The sequence below is a fragment of the Flavobacterium sp. J372 genome, assembly GCF_024699965.1.
In the GTDB taxonomy this organism is placed as follows: Bacteria; Bacteroidota; Bacteroidia; order Flavobacteriales; family Flavobacteriaceae; genus Flavobacterium.
This window is the reverse complement of sequence record NZ_JAJOMZ010000004.1, coordinates 2275652-2297213: the sequence shown is the minus strand read 5'-3', so window position 1 is coordinate 2297213 and position 21562 is coordinate 2275652. Positions and strand designations below refer to the sequence as shown.

At 36.1% G+C, this 21562-nt stretch carries 19 protein-coding genes, 2 tRNA genes and 2 pseudogenes; 7 read left to right on the top strand and 16 right to left on the bottom strand.

What is annotated here, in order from left to right:
* The first annotated feature begins 85 nt into the window (after positions 1 to 85).
* The 5 genes and pseudogenes from LRS05_RS11400 (at position 86) to LRS05_RS11375 (ending at position 7034) form a co-directional block, all read left to right on the top strand.
* Complete coding sequence (locus LRS05_RS11400; protein ID WP_257868442.1) at positions 86 to 1921, top strand: type I restriction endonuclease subunit R; 1836 nt, start codon at positions 86 to 88, stop codon at positions 1919 to 1921.
* On the top strand, positions 1830 to 2981 hold the full coding sequence (locus LRS05_RS11395) for a hypothetical protein (RefSeq protein WP_257868441.1): 1152 nt from the start codon (positions 1830 to 1832) through the stop codon (positions 2979 to 2981). The genes LRS05_RS11400 and LRS05_RS11395 overlap by 92 nt, the downstream gene beginning before the upstream one ends.
* A 198-nt stretch (positions 2982 to 3179) precedes the next feature.
* Positions 3180 to 3968, top strand: a complete 789-nt coding sequence (locus LRS05_RS11390) for an AAA family ATPase (protein WP_257868440.1) — start codon at positions 3180 to 3182, stop codon at positions 3966 to 3968.
* A 207-nt stretch (positions 3969 to 4175) separates the two neighbouring features.
* Positions 4176 to 5802, top strand: a pseudogene (locus LRS05_RS17675) (type I restriction-modification system subunit M).
* Between the two features lie 44 nt (positions 5803 to 5846).
* Positions 5847 to 7034, top strand: coding sequence for a restriction endonuclease subunit S (locus LRS05_RS11375; RefSeq protein WP_257868437.1), 1188 nt, complete (start codon positions 5847 to 5849; stop codon positions 7032 to 7034).
* Between the two features lie 9 nt (positions 7035 to 7043).
* On the opposite strand, the gene LRS05_RS11370 is transcribed toward LRS05_RS11375, so the two are convergent.
* Entirely contained in the window at positions 7044 to 7598 is a 555-nt protein-coding gene (locus LRS05_RS11370; RefSeq protein ID WP_257868436.1) for a restriction endonuclease subunit S, read from the bottom strand.
* Between the two features lie 97 nt (positions 7599 to 7695).
* On the opposite strand from LRS05_RS11370, the gene LRS05_RS11365 reads away from it, so the two are divergent.
* Positions 7696 to 8109 carry a hypothetical protein gene (locus LRS05_RS11365; protein ID WP_257868435.1) on the top strand — a complete coding sequence of 138 codons (414 nt, stop codon included), beginning with the start codon at positions 7696 to 7698 and terminating at the stop codon, positions 8107 to 8109.
* A gap of 143 nt (positions 8110 to 8252) precedes the next feature.
* Here LRS05_RS11365 and LRS05_RS11360 read toward each other — a convergent pair whose 3' ends face one another.
* Positions 8253 to 9407, bottom strand: a complete 1155-nt coding sequence (locus tag LRS05_RS11360) for a restriction endonuclease subunit S (protein WP_257868434.1) — start codon at positions 9405 to 9407, stop codon at positions 8253 to 8255.
* Positions 9408 to 9488: 81 nt separating this feature from the next.
* Here LRS05_RS11360 and LRS05_RS11355 point away from each other — a divergent pair, with 81 nt between their 5' ends.
* Positions 9489 to 10409, top strand: coding sequence for a site-specific integrase (locus LRS05_RS11355; protein ID WP_257868433.1), 921 nt, complete (start codon positions 9489 to 9491; stop codon positions 10407 to 10409).
* Between the two features lie 123 nt (positions 10410 to 10532).
* On the opposite strand, the gene LRS05_RS11350 is transcribed toward LRS05_RS11355, so the two are convergent.
* The 14 genes and pseudogenes from LRS05_RS11350 to tsaD form a co-directional block, all read right to left on the bottom strand.
* Positions 10533 to 11696, bottom strand: a complete 1164-nt coding sequence (locus tag LRS05_RS11350) for an IS3 family transposase (protein WP_257868432.1) — start codon at positions 11694 to 11696, stop codon at positions 10533 to 10535.
* Between the two features lie 30 nt (positions 11697 to 11726).
* A complete protein-coding gene (locus LRS05_RS11345) occupies positions 11727 to 12278 on the bottom strand; it encodes a DDE-type integrase/transposase/recombinase (RefSeq protein ID WP_257868431.1) in 552 nt (183 codons plus the stop codon).
* A 301-nt stretch (positions 12279 to 12579) separates the two neighbouring features.
* The gene (locus tag LRS05_RS11340) at positions 12580 to 12822 is read right to left on the bottom strand and encodes a transposase (protein ID WP_257868430.1); all 243 of its coding nucleotides are present in this window, start codon (positions 12820 to 12822) and stop codon (positions 12580 to 12582) included.
* Between the two features lie 46 nt (positions 12823 to 12868).
* Entirely contained in the window at positions 12869 to 14101 is a 1233-nt protein-coding gene (locus LRS05_RS11335) for a site-specific integrase (RefSeq protein WP_257868429.1), read from the bottom strand.
* Between the two features lie 295 nt (positions 14102 to 14396).
* Positions 14397 to 14471 (bottom strand) — tRNA-Pro (locus LRS05_RS11330).
* A gap of 7 nt (positions 14472 to 14478) precedes the next feature.
* Positions 14479 to 14562 (bottom strand) — tRNA-Ser (locus LRS05_RS11325).
* A 143-nt stretch (positions 14563 to 14705) separates the two neighbouring features.
* On the bottom strand, positions 14706 to 15278 hold the full coding sequence (locus LRS05_RS11320) for a hypothetical protein (RefSeq protein ID WP_257868428.1): 573 nt from the start codon (positions 15276 to 15278) through the stop codon (positions 14706 to 14708).
* Between the two features lie 6 nt (positions 15279 to 15284).
* The gene (locus LRS05_RS11315) at positions 15285 to 16460 is read right to left on the bottom strand and encodes a class I SAM-dependent methyltransferase (protein WP_257868427.1); all 1176 of its coding nucleotides are present in this window, start codon (positions 16458 to 16460) and stop codon (positions 15285 to 15287) included.
* A gap of 2 nt (positions 16461 to 16462) precedes the next feature.
* Entirely contained in the window at positions 16463 to 17545 is a 1083-nt protein-coding gene (locus LRS05_RS11310; RefSeq protein WP_257868426.1) for an AI-2E family transporter, read from the bottom strand.
* A 101-nt stretch (positions 17546 to 17646) separates the two neighbouring features.
* Positions 17647 to 18285, bottom strand: coding sequence for a DUF4159 domain-containing protein (locus tag LRS05_RS11305; protein ID WP_257868425.1), 639 nt, complete (start codon positions 18283 to 18285; stop codon positions 17647 to 17649).
* Between the two features lie 48 nt (positions 18286 to 18333).
* Positions 18334 to 18690: a DUF2200 domain-containing protein gene (locus LRS05_RS11300; RefSeq protein ID WP_257868424.1), complete on the bottom strand. Its 357-nt coding sequence runs from the start codon at positions 18688 to 18690 to the stop codon at positions 18334 to 18336.
* A gap of 19 nt (positions 18691 to 18709) precedes the next feature.
* Complete coding sequence (locus LRS05_RS11295) at positions 18710 to 19417, bottom strand: 16S rRNA (uracil(1498)-N(3))-methyltransferase (protein WP_257868423.1); 708 nt, start codon at positions 19415 to 19417, stop codon at positions 18710 to 18712.
* A 3-nt stretch (positions 19418 to 19420) separates the two neighbouring features.
* Complete coding sequence (locus tag LRS05_RS11290) at positions 19421 to 20389, bottom strand: alpha/beta hydrolase (protein WP_257868422.1); 969 nt, start codon at positions 20387 to 20389, stop codon at positions 19421 to 19423.
* Positions 20386 to 21409: pseudogene (gene tsaD / locus LRS05_RS11285) on the bottom strand (tRNA (adenosine(37)-N6)-threonylcarbamoyltransferase complex transferase subunit TsaD). Before tsaD ends, LRS05_RS11290 begins: the two are co-directional and overlap by 4 nt.
* Positions 21410 to 21562: the final 153 nt, after the last annotated feature.

Below are 21562 nucleotides of genomic sequence, written 5' to 3'. Positions count from 1 at the left end.
AAAATTATAAGAACTAAAAAGATTCTTATAAATTACGTTTTATTTATTTGGTATTTTTGATACCTTAATTTCATGGGAAACTATTATGATTAGAGAAATACATATTGAAAACATTCTTTTACAAAAGCTACAAGAACTTAAATATACTTATCGCAAAAATATATGTGACAGAAATTCTCTTGAAAAAAATTTCCGTGAAAAATTTGAAACTCTCAACCAAGTAAAGTTAACAGATAATGAATTTGAACGTCTAAAAGCAGATATTGTCAACTCTGATGTCTTTACAGCTTCAAAATTATTACGCACTAGGAATTATTTTCAACGTGAAGATGGAACGCCATTACATTATACATTGGTAAATATTAAGGACTGGTGTAAAAATGAGTATGAGGTTATTAACCAATTGAGAATAAACACAGAAAACAGCAATCATCGGTATGATATCCTTATACTCATCAATGGTATCCCAATTGTTCAGATTGAGCTGAAAACACTGGAGATTTCTCCGCGTAAAGCGATGCAGCAGATTGTGGATTATAAAAATGATCCAGGAAACGGATATACTAATTCTTTGTTGTGTTTTATGCAATTATTCATAGTAAGTAACAGAAGTAATACTTATTATTTTGCTAATAACAGAAATCAACACTTCAGTTTTAATTCTGATGAACAATTTTTGCCAGTTTATCAATTTGCGGACGAGCAGAATAAGAAAATTACTCATATAGATTCTTTTGCAGAAAAGTTTCTTCCTAAATGCACATTAGGAGAGTTAATAAGTAAATATATGGTATTGGTAGAAAGCGAGCAAAAAATGCTAGTAATGCGCCCCTATCAAATTTATGCAGTAAAAGCTATTGTAGATTGCATTCAGCAGAATCGTGGAAATGGATACATCTGGCACACAACAGGCAGTGGTAAAACATTAACATCTTTTAAAGCTTCTACATTATTAAAAAATAATCCCGATATTGAAAAATGTCTTTTTGTAGTAGATCGTAAAGATTTAGACAGACAAACTCGGGAAGAATTCAATAAGTTTCAGGAAGGGAGTGTTGAAGAAAACACTAATACAGAAGCCCTAGTAAGGCGGCTGCTTTCTGTTGATTATGCGGATAAGGTGATTGTCACGACTATTCAAAAATTAGGCTTGGCCCTTGATCAAAGTAATAGAAAAAACTTTAAAGAACGTCTACAGCCTTTGAGTAAAAAGCGGATAGTTTTCATTTTTGACGAGTGTCACCGTTCACAATTTGGAGATAATCATAAAGCTATAAAGGAATTCTTTCCCAATGCACAACTTTTTGGGTTTACGGGTACACCTATTTTTCCGGAAAATTCTACCTATACGGTCCGAGAAGGTGAACAGGCATTTTATAAAACGACTGATGATATTTTTGAGAAGCAACTGCACGCGTACACTATCACCCATGCAATAGATGATAAAAATGTGTTGCGTTTTCATATAGATTATTTCAAAGGGCAAGGAAGTTTACAACTTAAGCCAGGTGAAACAATTGCACAGCGAGCAGTGGTTGAGGCCATAATTGAAAAACATAATGGAGCTACGAACAACAGGCGTTTCAATGCTGTTCTTGCTACTGCCTCTATCAATAGTGCAATAGAATATTATCGTCTTTTTAAAGAAGTACAGAAACAAAAAGGGTCAGAAGACGAAGATTATGAACCTCTTAATGTAACCTGTGTGTTTTCTCCACCAGCAGAAGGTAATAAGGACATCCAGCAGATTCAGGAAGATTTAGAACAGGAGAAAGAAGATAATAAAGAAAATCCTGAAGAGAAGAAAGCGGCATTAAAAACTATTATCGATGATTATAACAGACAATATGGTACTAATAAAAGTATTAATGAGTTTGATTCATACTATCAGGACATTCAAAAAACGCATAAAAGATCATAAGTATAGTAACGCAGACTATCCACATAGAAATAAAATTGATATTACGATTGTCGTAGATATGTTACTTACTGGTTTTGATTCAAAATACCTCAATACACTGTATGTAGATAAAAACCTAAAATACCACGGATTGATACAGGCATTTTCCCGAACTAATCGCGTTCTTAATGACACCAAGCCTTATGGAAATATTTTAGATTTTCGCCATCAACAAAGTTCAGTAAACGCTGCTATTACTTTATTCTCAGGCGAAGACTCTAAAGAAAAGGCTAGAGAAATATGGTTGGTTGATCCAGCACCTATGGTAATTGAAAAGTATAAGGAAGCAGTAGCTCAATTAGCCGATTTTATGTCAAAAAATAATTTGGTTTGTGAGCCAGAAGAAGTTTATAATTTAAGGGGTGACGCTGCTAAAATTGCATTTGTAAAAAACTTTAAAGAGGTACAACGACTAAAAACTCAGCTCGACCAATATACAGACTTAAATAACGAACAGAGAGATGTTATTGAAACGATATTGCCTGATGACACTTTGAGGTCATTCAGGAGTTCGTATATAGAAACAGCTAAACAATTCAAAAAAATACAGAAGGAAGAAGGGAATAAAGCTCCAGTGGATATACAGCAACTTGATTTTGAATTTGTTCTTTTTGCTTCCACATTGATAGATTACGACTATATTATGTCATTAATTGCCGAGAATATGCAGAAGGCACCGACTAAGCAAAAAATGACGAAAATGCAAGTAATTAGTTTACTTACATCAAGTTCCAATTTGATGGAAGAACAAGAAGATCTCACCGACTACATTAATGGCCTAGATTGGAATAGCGGACAAGATGAACAGGCTTTGCGTAATGGGTACGAGATATTTAAGATAGAGAAAAACAATAAAGAATTATTAGCTATTGCAAACAAACATAACTTACCTGCGACGACCTTGAAAGGTTTTATAGATGAAGTTATGAATCGGATGATTTTTGATGGAGAAAGGCTGACAGACCTCTTAGAACCTTTGGAACTAAGTTGGAAAGAACGTAGGACAAAGAGCTTTCATTAATGGAAGACTTAGTTCCCCACCTAAAAAAACAGGCATTAGGTCGTGAAATATCTGGATTGGCGGCGTATGAGTAATCAACCCAAATTACACAATTTCAAATTGATATCACATCTCGTAACTAGATTACGAGATGATTTAAATAATGTAGATTTTGTATTGTTGTATGCATATAATGGAACAGGGAAAACTCGAATTTCTATGGCTTTTAAAGATAAAGGTAAACAATTAGCTAGTTCAGATACACTTTATTTTACTGCCTTCACTGAGGATCTTTTTTATTGGGATAACGATTTGGATAATGACAGAGATCGTACCCTTAAAATAAATTCCAAATCAAATTTCTTCAATGGTTTCAGAGAACTGGCTTTGGAAGAAAAAATTTTCGTTTATTTGGAACGTTATGCTGAATTTGACTTTAAAATAGATTATGAAAAATGGCAAGTTGTATTTCGTAAAGGAATTAAAAATCCGAAATACAAACCCAATACAGATGAACCAGAATATATTGTTCAAGATAATATTAAAATCTCTCGTGGAGAGGAAAATATCTTTATTTGGTGTATTTTCCTGGTAATATGTGAATTAACTATAGACGGTGATGAAGCTTACAATTGGGTAAAGTATATTTATATAGACGATCCTATTTCTTCATTGGATGACAATAATGCAATTGCTGTGGCAAGCGATTTAGTTAAGACATTAATAAAAGGAATTGGTAAAGTAAAAATCATTATATCCTCTCACCACAATCTATTTTTTAATGTGATTTGCAATGAATTGAAAAAGAATAATCATAAGCGATACTTTCTACACAAAAATGGAACAGATGGGCATACTTTAAGGGCAACTGATGATACGCCTTTTTTTCATCATGTGGCTCTTTTAAGTGAGTTAAAACATGCTGCAGAATCAAATAAAATTAGTACTTATCATTTTAACATGTTGCGAAGTACCTTAGAAAAAACAGCAACTTTTTTTTGGTTTTGATGATTTTTCTAAGTGCATTCATGGGATAAATGACGAAACATTATACGCTCGTGCTTTAAACCTGTTGAGCCATGGTAAATATTCTATTTATGAACCAGTGGAAATGGGTGCGGATAATAAAAAACTTTTTAAAAACATATTACAAGAGTTTCTTAGAAAATATGAATTTTATTTACCTGAAATACTTGTTGAAGAAATAAAATAATTATGACATTAAAAGAACAACAACAATTGGGTAAAACCCTTTGGGAAATAGCTGATCAACTACGCGGAGCAATGAATGCAGATGATTTTCGCGATTATATGCTTTCATTTCTTTTTCTACGGTATTTATCTGATAACTACGAAGAAGCAGCAAAAAAAGAATTAGGGAAAGATTATCCACAATTAAAGCAAGATGACAATTTTACAGCTTTAGGCTTGTGGTATACAGCATACAAAGCAGATGTGCCTGATTTTGAAAAGCAAATGCGAAGAAAAATTCATTATGTCATCAAACCGCAACATTTGTGGAGTAATATTGCAGAGTTAGCCAGGACTCAAAACAATGACTTATTAATTACACTTGAAGAGGGTTTTAGATATATAGAAAATGAATCTTTTGAAAGTACCTTTCAAGGATTATTTTCTGAAATCAATCTGAATTCTGAAAAATTAGGCAAAACAGCTCCTGAAAGGAATAAAAAACTTTGTAATATCATTCAAAAAATTGCAGAAGGGATTGCTGTTTTTTCTACCGACACTGATATTTTAGGGGATGCTTACGAATATCTTATTGGGCAGTTTGCAGCAGGCTCAGGCAAAAAAGCAGGTGAATTTTATACACCGCAGCAGATGTCTACCATCTTATCAAAAATTGTGATCTTAGATAGTCAGAACCCTTCTTTAGGAGAAAAGAAAAAAATTAGATAGGGTACTGGATTTCGCCTGTGGTTCGGGATCATTATTGTTGAATGTACGCCGACAATTAGAGGAAAGCGGTGGTCATATAGGAAAGATATACGGACAAGAGAAGAACATTACCACATATAACCTTGCTCGTATGAATATGTTACTTCACGGAGTAAAAGACACCGAATTTGAGATTCATCATGGAGATACACTTTTGAATGATTGGGATATGCTTAATGAAATGAATCCTGCTAAGAAAATTGAATTTGATGGTATTGTTGCCAATCCTCCTTTCAGTTTGAAATGGGAACCTAATGATAGGCTGGCAGATGATTTCCGCTTCAAAAGTTACGGTTTGGCACCAAAATCAGCAGCCGATTTTGCTTTTTTAATTCATGGCTTTCATTATCTTTCTAATGAAGGAACGATGGCAATTATACTTCCGCATGGAGTATTGTTCCGAAGCGGTGCCGAAGAACGGATTCGCACCAAGTTACTAAAAGATAATCATATAGATACTGTAATTGGACTGCCTTCAAATCTGTTCTTTTCTACAGGTATTCCGGTTTGCATTCTTATATTAAAAAAATGCAAGAGATTTGACGATGTATTGTTTATCAATGCAAGTGAATGCTATAAAAAGGACAAACGGCAAAACCGTTTACGTGAGGGAGATAACGGGGAGCCAAATGACATAGACAAAATAGTAGAAACATATCAGTTCCGAAATGAAGAAGAGCGCTATTCACGTAGAGTTCCAATAAGAGAGATTGAGGAAAACGGCTACAATCTTAATATTTCGCGATATATAAGTACACATGTAGAAGAAGAGCCTGTAGATATTCAGGCGGTAATGCAGGAAATCAAATCCTTGGAAGCCAAACGGGCAGAATTGGACAAAGAAATAGAAGGATATTTTAAGGAATTGGGACTAACTTTCTAATTTATATCCTTAATGCTTTTACTAACGAAATTTGAATTATTGAGATGGCTAATAAAGAATTAAAAGTAGGTAACGTTCCCAATTTGAGATTCCCTGGGTTTGAGGGGGAATGGGAAGTAAAGAAGTTAGGGGAAATTGGAGAGATTGTAAATGGACTAACTTATAATCCTAATGATATTAATGAAAATGGTGTATTAGTTCTAAGGTCTTCCAATGTTCAAAATAGAAACATAGTTTTTGATGATAATGTGTATGTAAAAGTTTTGAATTATAATCAGGTGAAGGAAAATGATATTTTAATATGCGTCAGAAATGGCAGCAAAAATTTAATAGGTAAAAATGCACTCATAAAAAAAGAAAATGAAGGTCTTGCGTTTGGTGCGTTTATGTCGGTTTATAGAAGTCCCTTTAATCAATTTATTTTTCAATGGTTTGATACTCAAAAATATAAAGAAACTGTAAATAAAAACTTAGGAGCTACTATAAACTCAATAAATGGAGGCGATTTGAAAAGCTTCTCTATTGCTTTGCCAAGTAAAGAAGAGCAAAAGAAAATAGCTGATTTTTTATCGCTATTAGACCTTCGTATTCAAACTCAAAACAAAATAATTGAGGAACTTAAATTGCTAAAGAATACGCTTAACAAGCAGTTATTCTCACGTGAATTGAGATTTAAAGATGATAATGATTATTCCTTTGGTGATTGGAAAAACATAATGCTCGGAGATATTGGCCAAATAATTACAGGAAAAACGCCAAGTACCGCAGATCTAGACTTGTGGGATGGAGATATACAGTTTGTAACACCAACAGACATACGTCTAGATAAGTATCAATATACAACTGAAAGGACAATTAAAAAAACTGACAAGTTAAAAATTTTACCACCTAAGAGCATAATGTTTACTTGTATAGCTTCAATTGGTAAGATGAGTTTATCATTAAAACCTTGTGTGACAAACCAACAAATTAATTCCCTTATCCCTAATTCAGATTTTAATAATGAATTTGTGTTCTATGCGATTGCAAACATTTCAGGATTTATAAAATCTATCCAAGCCTCATCTACAATGCCTATTATTAACAAAACAGAGTTTTCAAAGTTTAAAATTTCAATTCCTCCACCGGAAGAACAATTGAAAATCGCTAATTTCCTTTCATCTTTTGACTCAAAAATTAATATTGAACTTCAGCTTTTACAAAAATTAGAAGTAGAGAAAAATACTTACTAACTAATTTGTTTATATAAATAAATTAGCCAACAAATATTGTTTTTGTTTTATCAATAACATACGAATTTCAGATTCAGTTTTTAGTTTTTTGTCAATACTAGATAAAACGATTGAAATCTGCTTCTGTTGGTTGAAATCTGGCAGTGAAATTTTCATTGGCTCAATTTCTGAAATATAATGACGCTTATGTTCATTAGATGATAAATCTAAGAAGAACAAATATTCAAACATAAATTTCAAATCCACATTTCGTTTAGCTGTTAGTATTTTTATAGCAGAAGATTTTACTTTAAAAGGAAAATCAACAAATTTCATATCCATGGTAAAATCATCAAAAATAATATTCTCTCCTTTATCATAAATTCCGAAATCTTCATCTGTATATCCTAATATAAAGGCTTTATTTGCAGTCAAAACAGGTGTTGACTCAATATTAAAAGAGTAATCTGTATTTGTAACCAAATATTTCGTCGGTTGTTCATAATTTAAAATATCTCTAATCTGTACCAATTCATTCCTTTCATTATGAGTCTGTGTATAAAGCCGATAGCGAATCGTATTCACAGAGGAAAATAAATCTTTAATTAAAGGGCTAAGTGAAAAGCTGTTTTCTCAGAATATTAGATTTAAAGAATTTAGGCATGAATGGGAATTGAGGAACTTGGGAGAGATAGGACAACCTTTTAACGGTCTGTCAGGAAAAACGAAAGATAATTTTGGAAAAGGTAAACCCTATATTCAATACAAACAAATTTTTGATTCTTCTAAAGTTCAAATAGAAAATTGTGGCCTTGTAGAAATTATAGAAAATGAAAGTCAAAATAGTGTAAAGTATGGGGATGCTTTTTTTACTATTTCATCAGAAACCCCTTATGAAATAGGAATGTCCTCAGTTTTATTAGAAGAAGTAAACGAAATGTATTTAAATAGTTTTTGTTTTGGATTTAGAGCATTTTCACTACAAATTCTTAATCCCCTTTTTGCTAGTTATCTTTTTAGAAATTCAGTATTCAGAAAACAAATAGTTAGGTTGGCACAAGGGAGTACCCGATATAATATTTCTAAGGGGGATTAATGAAATTGCACATATTATTGCCTTGCCAAAAGAGCAAATTATCATCGCCCAATTTCTTTCCTCTATTGATGAAAGAATAATTATTGAAAAAAAATTACTGCAAAATTATCAAATGCAAAAACTGCACCTCCTACAAAACTTGTTTATATAAATAGGTTTTGTAATAAATATCGCTTTTGAGATTGATATCCATCTAACAAACTTTTCTCCATCCGCCTTTTACCGTCGATTGAAGAAAGAAATTTGGCTATAGCTGTTTGTTCTTTGTGAGATGGAAAAGGTAATAGTATTTCTGAGAAATATTTATAACTTATCATCTTCCCATCCCTGATTCCTTCCAACCTCTTATTAAGATTTATTATGTAACTACCAGTTTTTAAGTAATATTTATAAAAAGTTCTGTCTACAGGAATTACAGGGCGTAAGATAACATATGCAGGGCTACAAATTCCGTCATATTCAGAATATTCTATACCTCCTTGAAAAGATCTTAGGCTAATAATGAAATCTCCTTTTTCAACAACTTTGTAGCCACTAACACTTTCTTCTGTGACAGTTACATTGTAGTCAATTAAGTTTCTTGGAATTGCCCCATATTCTTGTGTTACAGCTAGAATGGGTAGGTCTGAATCATGATTTTTATTTGAAATATTTGTAAATATTTCATCTCCGCTTTTCGTCGTCCATTCTTGCGTAAATCCTCGTAGCCTCAGTTTCTGAGAAAACAGCTTTTCACTTAGCCCTTTAATTAAGGTTTCTAATTGTTCAATTATTTTGCTTTGGGTTTGGATTCTTTCGTCAATTAATGATAAAAGGCTCGCTATTTTTTCCTGCTCATTAATTGATGGAATAAACACCTCGATATCTTCTATCTCTGATCTACTTATTTCTGAAAAAGTAGAACCATTAGCTCGTTTAATGAACTCATTTTTATTATGTTTAATCCAATTAGATATGAAAATATTATTTGTTGTATCGTTCACTATCAAAGATTGAAATCCTTGGTTCGTAGAGCACTGTTCATTGGCAATAGCAACTTCGCCAATTGTAGCCCTTGTTGTTAACAGAATTGTTCCCTTGGGCAATAATTTTGCAGATGACCTTTTTAAACCTAATTCTGTAATTGTCCTGTTGCTTTTTGTAACAAAACTCGATTTTATCTCGCTTGGTGTAAACCATTGGATGTTGCCATTCCAATATTCTTCAATGTTTGTGTCTGGAGTTCCGCCTCCAATAATTTTTGCAACATCTACCAATTTTTTCACTTCCCATTCCCCCTCAAACCCAGGGAATCTCAAATTGGGAACATTCGTTCTTTTAAATCCTAAAGGTTTTGTGTGTATTTCTTTTCTTTGAACAGTTTGTAAAAATTAACTTATATGAATCAACAAAAGCAAATTTTCGAAGTAATTGATCTGTGGAAAGCAGACAAAAAGCAGTATGTAAAGAAATCAAGTTTTTCAGCCTACATACTATTAATTGAAAACCATTTATTGCCTAATTTTGGTGATAAAAGGGAAGTACAGGAGGCTGATGTACAATTATTTGTGTTTCAGAAATTGAATAATGGTTTAAGTCAAAAGACAATCAAAGATATTTTGATTGTATTAAAAATGATCTTAAAATTCGGAGCAAAAAGAAAATTTTTAAATTACACACCTTTCGATATTCAATTTCCCACAGATCGTGAAAAACAAAGTATTGACGTTTTGAGTCGAAGTGACCAGAAAAAAATAATGAACTATATTCAAGAACACTTCACATTTCGAAATCTGGGAGTTTATATTTGTTTAAGTGCCGGTATTCGTATTGGAGAAATCTGCGCTCTCACATGGGAGGATATTGATACTGATAACGGAATAATTAACGTCAGGCGAACGATACAACGAATTTATAATATAGATGATGGTTTACGGAAAACAGAGTTGATTTTGGACACTCCAAAAACTAAAAACTCGATTCGCGACATACCTTTAAATAAAGATCTTTTAAAAATACTTAAGCCTTTCAAGAAGATAGTTAACCCTTCATTTTTTGTCTTGACAAATGATGCTAAACCGACTGAACCAAGAACCTATAGAAGTTACTATAAAACTCTTATGAAAGACTTAGGCATGCCAGATCTTAAATTTCATGGACTAAGACATAGTTTTGCAACCAGATGTATAGAAAGCAATTGTGATTACAAAACAGTTAGTGTTTTATTGGGCCATTCTAACATAAGTACAACTTTAAATCTTTATGTTCATCCTAATATGGAACAAAAAAGAAAGCAATTGAACAAATGTTCAAAGCTTTAAGATAAACTGAATTTAAAAAAGGACAAAGATGAAATACACATCCTTGTCCTTACTTTATAAGTGGATTTATGTCATAATCTTTTATACCGAAAGGCAAATTTTGCATTAACTAATAGTATTGATTCAGATTAAATTATTGATTCGATCAAATTCTTCGATGGTCTTGTAGTCCAAAAATGAATGCCTTCTTTTTTTATTGTACCAATTTTCGATATAATCATCTACTTCGACTTTCATTTGTTTTCTTGCCAAAAGTGTACTTCCATTAAGTAATTCCAACTTAAAAGACCTGAAAAAACTTTCGCAGACGGCATTATCATTATGGTTTTGTTTGCGGCTCATACTCTGCCTGACGAACTTGTGAGCATTTAAAGCCTTACAGAAAATCTTATTGGCATATTGAACCCCTTTATCGGAATGAAAAATCAAATCCTTCGTAATTTTTCTGTTTTTAACCGCCATTTCCCAAGCAGGCAAAGTAGTTTCTTTAGTCTTCATTCTATTACTTAGATTCCATCCAATAATTTTTCTATCAAACAAGTCCATAATAATAGTTAGATATACGAAACCTCTCACCGTTTGGATATATGTGATGTCTGAAACCCATGCCTTGGCGGGCGCATCAACAGTAAATTGCCTGTTTAAAACATTAGGAAATGTATAATGGTTGTGATTTGAATCGGTGGTCGGCTTATACTTCCTCTTGGTTTTACAACGTAGGCCAAGCATTCTCATATAACTGGTGACCTGCGCACTCTGTATCTTAAATCCCCGTTTGTGAAGCTCTTTTGTAATTTTTCTGCATCCATAAGTTTGCTTATGTTCATTAAATATGGAGACAATCTCTTGTTTGAGTAAAATTATTCGGGATTCTGTATCTGATAATTCCTGTTTCTTCCTGCGGTAATAGGTAGTTCTCGACACGCCCAATACAGCACACATTTTTAAAATTGAAAATTTACCTTTATTTTCTTCAATGAATTGTTTGGTTGCTATTTTTCCCTGAGTAACAGATCCGGTGCCTCGCTTTAAAATTTCCAGAGCAACTTCTGAGTCTTTAATTTTATTTTCGAGTTCAGTAATTACAGATTGGTTGGGTGTTAATTTTAAATAACCTGTCCCGCAGAAACTTCCTGCCCCATATTTTTCAAAATCCTGCCGCCATCTGTTCAGGCAACTCGGTGTAATTCCGAGTTCTCGTTCAATAACGACAATTTGTCCCTTGCCTCGTTCATAACTTAATTTAACAGCATGCTCCTTAAAAGCACGGTCATATTTTTTTATCATCTGAAAGGTGTTGATTTATACCCTATAAGTTTATTTGGAGCAATTTCTGGAGGAGGCTATCAATGCTTCTTCAATTTGTTTTTTTGTCACAGGATCGTCTGATTGTACAAGTTCAGACTTAAGGGAGGTAAAAAAGTTCCTTGGTATAGCATTATCTAAATAATTTCCCTTCCGGCTCATACTGCGCTTAATACATTTATATGAGGCTAGTTTACGGGTAAATGCTTTATTCGCATACTGTGGTCCTCTGTCTGAATGGAATAGTAATTCTTTCTTTATTGTACGATCCTGAACGGCCATTTCCCAAGCTGGCATCGACGTTTCTTTTATCATTAGTCTGTCGCTGAGGCTCCATCCAATAATGTTCCGGTCATATAAGTCCATGATAATTGTTAGGAATAAAAGTCCTGTTACTGTTTGAATGCTCGTTATAGCCGAGACCCAAACCTGATCAGGTTTTTCAGCGTTAAATTGCCGGTTTAGAATGTTAGGAAAAATACAGGGATTGTAAGGAATAAATGGTGAACTATACTTGGATTTATTGCTGGTGCTTAGCTTACTCACAAGGCCTAATTTTTTCATGTAAAGGTAACCTGAGCCGGTGATAATTTAATGCCCCGGCTTTTTAATTCTTCCGAAATTCTTATATTGCCATAGCGCTGTTTGTACTCATAAAATATTGCAGTTACTTCTTGTTCCAATAAAAGACTCTGTCGTTGCCTTGGAGATTTTGCCTGGCTTTTCCATTTATGATAGGTTCCTGTCAATATTCCTAATGCTTTACACATTTTCCATAATGGGTACCTGTCCAGATTGTTCTCAATAAAGTGGAAGATCATAGGTTTCCCCCGCAGCGATATGCTTATTTGCGTTCTTAAAAATTTCAATTTGAAGTTTCAATTCTTCCAGTTTTTTTTAAGGTCGAAAATTCTTTTTGCTCGGGGTTTTTAAAATAACCACTTCCGCAAAAACTTCCCGTTCCAAATTCTTGGAGTTCCTTTTGCCAGCTGTATATATTTGAAGATGGTATACCTAACTCTTTTGAAACTTTATGGAGACCTCTTTCAACCCCTAATTTGACGGCGTTAAATTTAAAATTACGGTCGTACGTTTTACGTTTTTCCATTTAATTAGAGTAATAAGGAATTCGAACACTTTGCATTTACCTTGACTTAAATTCCATTTCCTAATCGAGCACAGAGCTTGCCCATATCCTCACTCAGTTTACTTTCTATTACTTTGGCATAAATCTGTGTGGTGCGAATACTGGTATGTCCAAGCATTTTTGAAACACTTTCAATTGGCACACCGTTGCTTAATGTTACAGTAGTGGCAAAAGTATGACGGGCGATGTGGAATGTTAGCTTTTTCGTTATACCGCAAATATCCGCAATTTCCTTTAGGTAACCGTTCATACGCTGATTGGAAATCACAGGAAATGCTGTTCCGCTATGTTGCGCTCTCGGATCATCCCGATATTTTTCAATAAGTACCTCTGCTTGGGGTAAAAGCGGCACACGAACACATGTATCGGTTTTCGCCCTGCTAATTGATATCCAAAGTCCGCCATCAATACCTTTAACAATATTATCATTGGTCAGTTCCACTAAATCAATATAGGCAAGTCCTGTATAACAGCTAAACAGAAACATATCACGAACTTGTTGCAGGCGTTGAATGGTAAACTGTTTTTTTATAAGATTAGACAATTCCTCACTGCTTAGGCATTCGCGTTCCACTTTGTCAAAATGCTTTTTGTAACTCGCGAATGGATCTTTGGATAGCCAATCTAATGTAATTGCAAGGTTGACCATCTTACGAAGCCGCTCAATGTGTTTCATGATACCATTGTTCTTAAGGGGCTTTTGGTGGTCTTGGGGGACATAGGCCGCAAGATAGCTTTCAAAGTCCATTACAAAGCGGTAATTAAGCTCTGAGAGGGCAATATCATTTCTTTTGTATTTCTCCTTAAGGAACCTTTCTATGTACTTTTGCGTAGTGTGATAATTCTTTATTGTACCCAGTGCAAGCTTGTAGGTTGCTTCCTGATTATGATACGCAACAAGTTTACTCAATGTCATTGTATCTGCCTCGCCGCCAACAAATAATGACTTAACTCTATCTACCGTTACGGCTTTACGTTGTTGAACAAGGTCATTATAGCCGTCGGCTATGATTACGCGCACACGCTCAATATGGCTATTGAGTTTTATTATCTCTTCACGCTTCCCCTTTGCACGCCCCCTCACATCATCCCAATCTTTAGGTTCTACTTTCTGCTTTAAGGAAATTTCAGCCCTGCGACCGTTAACGGTAATGCGGGCATATACCGTTGCCTGATTACTTTTCTGTGGTTTTGGCATCCTGATAATAAACTGGATACCAAAGGTGTTTTTGCTTCTCATACCAATACATTTTGTGTTAAACAGATACATTTTGTATTCGTTCCAGAAAACTGCTCACGGGAAACGGATCATAAGGGTATCAAACTGCAATAAGAAGCCTCAAAATAATTGATGCAAAACATTGTTTTCAATTACTTATCTGCTAATAGGTGAGTAAAATTAAACTATGAAATTCGCTCACGCAATTGCTCACATTTAGATTGATATTCTTTGGTGTTTTTTGATATAAAAAAAACAAAAAACCCGCAAATACTAATGATTTGCGGGTTTTTGACTGCCTTTGAAGGCTTTTTAGTCGGGGTGGCAGGATTCGAACCTGCGACCTCCTGGTCCCAAACCAGGCGCGATGACCGGGCTACGCTACACCCCGAAAGAAGCGGAGAGACAGGGACTCGAACCCTGGCGACGATTGCTCGCCGACAGATTAGCAATCTGCTCCGTTACCACTCCGGCACCTCTCCTGCTTGCGCCAAGGCATTAGCCTTTTGCGGTTGCAAATGTAACTTTCAATTCTATTATCTGCAACTATTTTTTAAGGTTTTTTAATTTTTTTTTGAACTACATTGTTAAAGTCTTTAAGCCTCAACAATATAGCATTTGCAATCTATTGTATACACTTCAGGTTATTAATAAAATAATTTTCGGGTGAGTATTTAACTGTATTGGTTTCGCTTGTAAGTTCTTTTTTTATACTGTAGTCAACCATTTCCGTAGCATACTTTACTCGCATCATGGTTACGCGGCTTTTCTCCAGTTCTTCAAGACTGCCTTTAGTAAATAGAAACGTCCCAGATAGCACCCTGATGTTGTTTTTGTTATCAGCATCATACATAAGCCCGGCACAATTTTCTGTTTCAAGTGCATTTATGAGGGTTACAACTTTATTATTTTCAAGTTGCAGGTATATTTTTGAGGCTTTGTCTAAACATTGCGCTTTGGGGAATTCCTTACTTTTTGCAAGCATCTGGAAATTAAGCATCGGCAATCCGTCTGAACTTGTGAGAGAAAAGAAAACAAACGTGCTTGTGCCGCCAAATACACGCTCATACATCATATATTCTTTTGTGCTTTTTATCATCTTGCCATCTTCTTTGGCATTCATGGCATAGTCACATTCTTTTTGTGCAATACTGCTAATGGTTACTCCCAGCATCAGCAGCAATAAAATCTTCTTCATCAATCATTAAATTTTGGCGCAAAGTACCACAATTTTCTCATTGTTCATACGAGTTGTGAAAAATGTATAAGTCTCACCGCCATCGCTTATTTTCCATTTTTTGCGGATGTCTTCTACAGTTTGCGGAAAGTTTCGAACGGTAACGTTCATTTTTTTTGCCTGTATAAATTCTTTCATTTCCTTTTTTGAATAGGGAATAACCTGCTGTACTTCAAATCTCCTTCCGGGGAAATCAATTATCATATCTGAAGTATAAAGATGTGAATGGGGGTGTAGTTTTTTCACATCAAACTGTTCGGCAACTTCTGCAAATGCACCCGATTTCATAATTGCAGCATTAGGCTCGTATAAGTATTTTAACGGGTTAGCGTAGTGGACAACCGCATCACTTTGCAACGGGGCTGTAAAGCTGTCTGTACGGCCTTTTTCAAGGTTAATACTATGTAAGGCAGGTTCATCATTAAAACCTCGTTCTATGTGCCATAAAAGCTCTTTTACTTCATTATTCAGCGCAACAATGTAAACGGACTTTACATAACTAAGTTCACTAAATCCGGCTGAAATGTCGAGAATGGGTGCGGTCTTTATCAGGATGTTGTTGCTATAAGTTAAATATATGTCAAGCAGTTCAGGCACATTAGGCAGGCAGTCTTTTAGCATAAAGACTTTACCTTTTGCATCACTGCGGCGTGATGGGTCAATGTATATCCAGTCCCATTTTTGCCCTGAATTTTTAAGTGTTTCAAAACTGTCTCCGGTAATGCAGGTAATGTTGTCCGCCCCGAGAATTTTAAAATTATGTGCTGCTATTGCTGATAATTCAGGGTTAAGTTCACAATGAGTAACATGATTTACAACTTTGGCAAAGTATTGATCGTCAACACCAAAGCCACCTGTAAGGTCTATCAGGTTTTCACCTGAAACCAGTTTGGCCTTAAACTGAGCCGTTGTTTCAGATGATGTCTGCTCTACAGAAATTTTTGAAGGGTAAATAATATTTTCCGCATCGTACCATGTTGGCAGCTTATCTTTCGCCTTCTCACGAGCGGCAATCTGGCTAATAATAGCTTGCCAATCGTTGCCGGGAAAAGGATTTTTCTTCAGGGCAAGGGAGGAGGGATTTTGCCCTGAGTTTTCCCGGATAAATTCTTGTATTTCGGGCGCTAGTAAATTTTCAAACAAGCTTAAATATCTTTAGTAAGTATTCTCACAACAGGGTTGCGCGGCCAGAATTCTTTGGCTACTACCTTTATGGCTGTATAAAGCGGAACCGCAACGATCATGCCGAGTACCCCAAACACAAAGCCGCTGGCCAAAATTACTATAAATATTTCTAGCGGGTGAGAGTTTACGCTATTGCTGAATACAAGTGGTGTAGTTATATTATTATCAATAAACTGTGCCACGCAATAACCTATAAATACATACAATGTAGTTGAGAACATTTCTCCCTGAGATTCAGGCCCAATGTGGCCGAGCATTGTAAGGATAAGCACTAAAGCTGTAGCAATCAACGGACCTATGTATGGAATTATGTTTAGCAGTGCTGTTACAAAGGCTATGATAAAGGCGTTTTCTACACCAAAAATAAGTAATACAATCAGGTACAATACAAACAGTATTGACATCTGCACTATAAGTCCTATAAAATAACGGCTTAGCAGATGATTTATCTTTCTGAAAGAATTGATTATCTTATCTTCATGGGCTTCGGGAAGTATCTTTTTAGCTCCGATTGTAAATAGTTTACGGTCTTTAAGGAAAAAGAAAGTTATGAATAAAACCGAGGCTAACCCTACACCAAAACCGCTTACTATGCCGAGTATGGAGTTAACCAGGTTCGGGATAAAATTAAAGTCGAGTTTAGAGGTGAGGTCACTTTCCTTAAGTAATTTCTCTGTATCAATCCCGAAATAATCGTTTACCTGTGCAATAAGTGTATTGAGATCCTGCTGAAGTTTGGCAGTATCAAGTAAAGATAAGTTCTCGCTTTGCGTAATTATCAAGGGAACAAACAAATAGATGAAGCCGGCAAGTAAAGACAATAAAAAAACAAGTGTTACAATAACGGCTACAACGTGCGGAAAGCGCAGCCTGCGCTTAAGGAAATAAACAATAGGGCTGGCTATCATGCTTACAATAAGCGCTACAAAAAGATATAGCAGCACATTTTGTATTTTGAAAAGGAAAATCAGGCCTACATAAATAGCAGCTATTATAAGTACGGCACGAACAATTCCGTTAGCAATAATTTTTGAAGTTACCATTCGGTATAAGTGTTAAAACTTTATCGAATGTATGAAAAAAATTACTAATGCTGTTGCCTTTAATATAAGATTAAGAAAGGTTGAAACATGTAACAAGTAATCTAGTTCGTAAATGCGTAGTGTAAAATGTTGGCACCCATTTTCAGGGCTTTCTCGCGAACTTCACGCGGGTCGTTATGTACTTCCTGGTCTTCCCACCCGTCACCAAGGTCAGTTTCTACGGTGTAGAGGCATACAATGCGCCCCTCAAGGATTATTGCAAACGCTTGGGGCCTTTGGTTGTCGTGCTCATGAATCTTCGGTAAACCGCCTGAAAACAAGAATGGACCCTGGAATATTTTATGGTTTGCAGGCACTTCTACAAGTTCCTTGTCGGGGAAAATTCGTTTCAACTCACGTCGAATGTACTTGTCCATCCCATAATTATCATCTACATGCAAAAATCCACCGGATGTTAGGTAATTGCGCAGGTTGATGACATCATTATCACTGAAAACCACGTTGCCATGGCCTGTCATATGTACAAAGGCATAAGAGAAGAGGTCAGGGCTTCCAACCTCAACTGTTGCGGTCTTTGCCGGAATTTTTGTATTGATATTCTGGTTGCAGAATTTCGCCAGGTTGGGCAGGGCAGTAGGATTGCCGTACCAGTCGCCGCCGCCTGAATATTTGAGCACAGCGATTTCCTGCGCCAAAAGCAGGGCAGGAGAAAGAAGGAGTATGTAGTGGAGTTTTTTCATTTTATGATAACGCAGAAATTGGAATGTAAATATAAGCGTAATTCATAATTATTTGCGTAGTATCTTCTCCATTGCTTTGCCTTTTGCCAGCTCATCTACCAGTTTATCAAGATAGCGAACCTGCTGCATAAATGTATCCTCAATATCTTCAACGCGATAACCGCAGATCACGCCTGTAATCATTGAAGCATTCGGATGCAGTTTTGCATTGGCAAAGAAATCTCCAAAGTTGGTTTTATTGTCAAGGATTTCCTGCAGTGCCTTACCATCATAACCTGTAAGCCATTCAATGATCTCATCAACCTCTGCCTTGTTGCGGCCTTTCTTCTCAGCCTTAGTTATATAGTGTGGGTACACAACTGCGAAGGACATTTTGCGTACGCGGTCGTTATTCTTATCGTTCATGTGTAATTGTAATTCGCAATTATTCTTCGTTCACAAATGCTACGCTGTGAGCTGCCACGACTGCAGCTGTTTCTGTACGCAGGCGGGTATTGCCTAAAGATACGGGTATATAATTGTTCGACAGTGCCAGTTCTATCTCCTTGGTTGAAAAATCGCCCTCAGGGCCTATTAGAATGGTTACTTTCTGCTTCGGCTGCAATTCGGTTTTCAAAAGTTTTTTATCGGTTTCTTCGCAATGGGCTATGAATAGCTGGCCTTCTTTTTTATCGGCAATGAAATTTTTGAATGGCACCGGCTCGTTCAATTTCGGCAGGTAATATTGCAAAGATTGTTTCATCGCGCTTTGAAGAATTTTCTCAAACCGGTCTGCTTTGAAGATGGTGCGTTCGCTGTGTTCACAGATAAGCGGCGTTATTTCACTAATGCCTATTTCTGTCGCTTTCTCCAAAAACCACTCGTAACGGTCGTTCATTTTAGTCGGCGCTACTGCAAGGTGAAGGTAATATTGAAGTGGGTCAAAATTTTCTACGCCGGTAATATTCACTTCGCATTTCTTCTCCGAAGCAAATATGATTTCCGAAGTAAAAAGTGAGCCTTTACCATTAGAAATGTGTATGATGTCACCTTCCTTTTTACGCAGTACTTTAACAATGTGGCGGCTTTCTTCTTTATCAAAAATAAAGCTGCTGTCGCCCTGTTGTATGTCGGGATTATAAAATAGTTGCATCTTTTATTGCTTTAGCCATTTTGCCCAGTCGGCGCCAACTTTTTCCCAATTATACACATTATGATCGGGTTGCATTTTATCGTCTACAGGAAAGTAATTATGCTCTGTGTTGTGATAAGCCAGCAAGGTGATATTTTTGTTGCCCCTGCGGATTGCCTCAGTCTGCAACAGGTCATTGTAAGGTGTGCTCCAGTCTTTTGTGCCGTAACTTATCAGAACAGGAATTTTAAGTTTTAAAATATCCTCAGCAATTGGTAGTGAGAAGCTATACGTTGTTTTATTGCTGTCGCTGTTGCCTTGGGCAATGATATTGTCTTTATCAGCTACAACACTTTTCCAGTTATCAATAGTTGTGGTATCAGTATTCTTATAACGGTCTTGCGATAATATGCTCAGTATTCTCCCGTACGGATTTCCACCCGAGTAAATAAGCTTTGTAACCTTCTTATTTGTTGCCGCCATCTTTGCAGCGATGTATGTTCCTTCAGAATGTCCTGCCGCCACGAATCCTGATTTCATTACCCATGGCTCTTTAAGAAGTTGTTTTACAATGAAGTTGTTGCGCTCAACATAAAAGGCAAGGTGGTTGTTCACAGCATACTCTTTTGTGAAGTTTCCGTTCTCAAGATAAGAAAGACTTTTACTGAGCGTAGACACATGTGCTGACACAGGAACTCCGGGCTTGCTGACGATCACAATATGGTAATTATCCAGGAAATCTTTTTCATCAAAGGGAAGAATTCCGTAAACGCCGTCATCTTCGTACTTTATAAGCGGTTGCGGCATAGAGCCCTGGCACCAGAAAAAAATTGGCTTTGGCTTAGATTCTTCACCAGCTTTTGAACGCACAATTACTTTGGCTACCGAATTTTTATACGGAAAGTCAATCTGCCTCCAGCCAAAATCTTCCGGTTTTTTTTGAGATGAAGCAGAAATAGTTAGCAGCAAAAATAATAATATCAGTATCCTCATATTGCAATCCGGGCTTTTGATGTTACTGCCGCATTTTCAAAGTCTTTCGTCAAAAATTTGTAGTAACCTGTAATGCCAATCATAGCAGCATTGTCGGTTGTGTACTCAAATTTAGGTACAAATGTTTTCCACCCGTATTTGCTTTCAGCATCTTTTAGCGCCTGGCGTATTCCGCTGTTGGCTGACACGCCGCCACCTATAGCCACCTGCTTTATGCCGGTTTGCGCCACAGCCAGTTTCAGTTTGTCCATCAGTATGTTGATAATAGTATGCTGTATGGAGGCACAAATGTCGTTTATGTTTTGGTGAACGAATTCCTGATTTTGTGCTGTATTTTTCTGGACGAAATAAAGTATCTGCGTTTTCAGCCCGCTAAAACTGAAGTCAAGCCCCGGTACCTTTGGTTTTGTAAAAGGAAAAGCTTTCGGGTTGCCTTCTCTAGCATATTTGTCGATAAGCGGACCCGCCGGGATAAGGCAGCCCAAGAATCTTAGCGCTTTTGTCAAACGCTTCACCTACAGCATCATCGGTGGTTTCACCTATCACTTCCATCTTGAAGTAATCATCAACCCTGATTATTTGTGTATGCCCGCCACTTATGGTCATTGCAAGAAAAGGGAACTCCGGCTTGTCATAGCCTTCCTCGTCAATAAAATGCGCCAGTATATGTCCCTGCATGTGGTTAACAGCAATTAAAGGAATATTTAAAGCCAAGGCTAGTGATTTGGCAAAACTAGTGCCAACAAGCAGCGACCCCATTAGTCCCGGCCCCTGTGTAAAAGCGATAGCGCTAAGCTGCGATTTATCAACTCCGGCTTTTTTCAGGGCAACATCAACCACAGGAACAATATTCTGCTGGTGGGCGCGCGATGCAAGCTCCGGCACGACACCTCCAAATTCTTCATGTACAGCCTGCCTTGCCACAATATTGCTCAGCACTTTATCGTTGCAAAGTACAGCGGCGGCAGTATCGTCACACGAACTTTCAATAGCTAAAATATATACAGAATTTTCTGCCATAATTAAGGCACGGAATTTGAATAATAAAAAGTTAAAAGCAAATTTAACAGAGTATAAAAATTCCTACTTTTGCTACAATTTGCTATGATTTTTTCCGTAGGCACAAATTTAAACATTTCGCAGTATCAAAAAGTTTAAAAAAATACTTATACG

Bases quoted from the DNA above. Each gene is read 5' to 3' on its own strand.
- LRS05_RS11400 (WP_257868442.1), top strand. From the start codon at position 86: ATGATTAGAGAAATACATATTGAAAACATTCTTTTACAAAAGCTACAA.
- LRS05_RS11395 (WP_257868441.1), top strand. From the start codon at position 1,830: ATGATTATAACAGACAATATGGTACTAATAAAAGTATTAATGAGTTTG.
- LRS05_RS11390 (WP_257868440.1), top strand. From the start codon at position 3,180: ATGGCTTTTAAAGATAAAGGTAAACAATTAGCTAGTTCAGATACACTT.
- LRS05_RS11375 (WP_257868437.1), top strand. From the start codon at position 5,847: ATGGCTAATAAAGAATTAAAAGTAGGTAACGTTCCCAATTTGAGATTC.
- LRS05_RS11355 (WP_257868433.1), top strand. From the start codon at position 9,489: ATGAATCAACAAAAGCAAATTTTCGAAGTAATTGATCTGTGGAAAGCA.
- LRS05_RS11350 (WP_257868432.1), bottom strand. From the start codon at position 11,696: ATGATAAAAAAATATGACCGTGCTTTTAAGGAGCATGCTGTTAAATTA.
- LRS05_RS11345 (WP_257868431.1), bottom strand. From the start codon at position 12,278: ATGAAAAAATTAGGCCTTGTGAGTAAGCTAAGCACCAGCAATAAATCC.
- LRS05_RS11340 (WP_257868430.1), bottom strand. From the start codon at position 12,822: ATGGAAAAACGTAAAACGTACGACCGTAATTTTAAATTTAACGCCGTC.
- LRS05_RS11335 (WP_257868429.1), bottom strand. From the start codon at position 14,101: ATGAGAAGCAAAAACACCTTTGGTATCCAGTTTATTATCAGGATGCCA.
- LRS05_RS11320 (WP_257868428.1), bottom strand. From the start codon at position 15,278: ATGAAGAAGATTTTATTGCTGCTGATGCTGGGAGTAACCATTAGCAGT.
- LRS05_RS11310 (WP_257868426.1), bottom strand. From the start codon at position 17,545: ATGGTAACTTCAAAAATTATTGCTAACGGAATTGTTCGTGCCGTACTT.
- LRS05_RS11305 (WP_257868425.1), bottom strand. From the start codon at position 18,285: ATGAAAAAACTCCACTACATACTCCTTCTTTCTCCTGCCCTGCTTTTG.
- LRS05_RS11300 (WP_257868424.1), bottom strand. From the start codon at position 18,690: ATGAACGATAAGAATAACGACCGCGTACGCAAAATGTCCTTCGCAGTT.
- LRS05_RS11295 (WP_257868423.1), bottom strand. From the start codon at position 19,417: ATGCAACTATTTTATAATCCCGACATACAACAGGGCGACAGCAGCTTT.
- LRS05_RS11290 (WP_257868422.1), bottom strand. From the start codon at position 20,389: ATGAGGATACTGATATTATTATTTTTGCTGCTAACTATTTCTGCTTCA.